This is a genomic window from Mesorhizobium sp. M7A.F.Ca.MR.362.00.0.0, assembly GCF_004023175.1.
In the GTDB taxonomy this organism is placed as follows: Bacteria; Pseudomonadota; Alphaproteobacteria; order Rhizobiales; family Rhizobiaceae; genus Mesorhizobium.
In genome coordinates this window covers 1,950-3,600 of record NZ_RZTF01000257.1, presented here as the reverse complement: position 1 = coordinate 3,600, position 1,651 = coordinate 1,950, and the positions used below count along the sequence as shown (strand labels likewise).

Annotated in this window: 2 protein-coding genes; both read right to left on the bottom strand. The window is 61.6% G+C overall.

Annotated features, from left to right (window positions below; genetic code table 11):
- Positions 1 to 15 precede the first annotated feature (15 nt).
- Positions 16 to 450 (bottom strand): ribulose bisphosphate carboxylase small subunit, encoded by a 435-nt coding sequence (locus EOC06_RS25495; protein WP_013532057.1) that lies wholly within the window; start codon positions 448 to 450, stop codon positions 16 to 18.
- An 18-nt stretch (positions 451 to 468) separates the two neighbouring features.
- Positions 469 to 1,651: ribulose-bisphosphate carboxylase large subunit (locus tag EOC06_RS25490; protein ID WP_245470052.1), on the bottom strand; the 1,183-nt coding region annotated here is incomplete at its 5' end.

The window sequence follows — 1,651 nt, the reverse complement described above, 5'->3', positions numbered from 1 at the left end:
TTCAGCATGGTTCGGCTAGCTCCGCTCGCCCTCGGGCCTGTCGGTCGCATAAGGCACGATCGAATAACCCTGGCTGCGGCCGTCGCGCTCCTGGCGCAGCAGCCGGAACCCGGGTTCGCTGGGCGGCCGGTTGACAATGAACGACATGCGCGGGGCTTCCCAGCCCTTGGTCGAATCGAAGGCGGTTACCCGCACATACATGTTCGGACAGGCTTTCCGGCAAGCGTTGACCTCGAGCAGTATGCCCGCCGGATCTTTCAAGTCGAACATCGGGTTGCCGTACATTTCCCAATAGGTATTTCGCGGATGCGGATCGTCCGTGTACTCGACGCTGACCGCCCAATGGTTCTTCAGCGCGTATTTGATCTGCGCCGAAATCTGCTCATCGGTCAGGTCGGGCAGGAACGAGAACTGTCCCTGCGTGACCTTGTTTCCCGGATTGGTCATCATGACGACGGTTCCTTTCGTCTAGAAGCTGGGCGTTGCGGTTGGCACGAAGTCGGCCGTGTCGGTCGATTCGTAGTTGAAGGTGACGTCCTTCCAGGTCTCCAGGGCAGCCTTCAGCGGCGTGCACCATCTGGCCGCCTGTTCGAGGATCTTGGTCCCTTCGCGCAAATAATCGCGCCCCTCGTTGCGGGCCAGGATCATCGCTTCCAAGGCGACGCGATTGGCTGTCGCGCCAGCCTGGATGCCGTCCGGATGGCCGATCGTGCCGCCGCCGAACTGCAGGATGACGTCCTCGCCGAGATAGTGGATCAACTGGTGCATCTGGCCGGCATGGATGCCGCCCGAGGCGACGGGCATCACCTTGTTGAGCGAGGCCCATTCCTGATCGAAGAACAGCCCGGTTTCGAGGTTCTGCGGCGTGCGCTCCTCGCGCAGCGTGTCATAAAATCCCTTGATCATGAGCGGGTCGCCTTCCAGCTTGCCGACCACCGTGCCGGCATGGATGTGGTCGACGCCGGCCATGCGCATCCATTTGCAGATGACGCGGAAATTCATGCCGTGGTTCTTCTGGCGCGAATAGGTCGAGTTGCCGGCACGGTGCAGGTGCAGGATCATGTCGTTGCGGCGCGCCCACTTGGCCATCGACTGGATCGCCGTGTAGCCGATGACGAGGTCGATCATGACGATGCAGGAGCCAAGCTGCTTGGCGAATTCGGCGCGCTCGTACATCTCCTCCATCGTGCCGGCGGTGACGTTGAGATAATGTCCTTTGACCTCGCCGGTGGCGGCCGACGCCTTGTTCACGGCCTCCATGCAGTAGAGGAAGCGGTCGCGCCAGTGCATGAAGGGCTGCGAGTTAATGTTCTCGTCGTCCTTGACGAAGTCGAGGCCGCCCTTCAGCGCTTCGTAAACGACGCGCCCGTAATTGCGTCCCGACAGGCCGAGCTTCGGCTTCGTCGTCGCGCCGAGCAGCGGCCGGCCGAACTTGTCGAGCCGCTCACGCTCCACCACGATACCGGTCGCCGGCCCCTGGAAGGTTTTGAGGTACGCCACCGGGATACGCATGTCTTCCAGCCGCAGCGCCTTGACTGCCTTGAAGCCGAACACATTGCCGATGATCGATGCGGTCAGATTGGCGATCGAGCCCGGCTCGAACAGGTCGAGGTCGTAGGCGATGTAGGCGAAGTACTGTTGTTCGGTTTTG

Coding starts and splice junctions, on each gene's coding strand:
- EOC06_RS25495 (WP_013532057.1), bottom strand. CDS start 450: ATGATGACCAATCCGGGAAACAAGGTCACGCAGGGACAGTTCTCGTTC.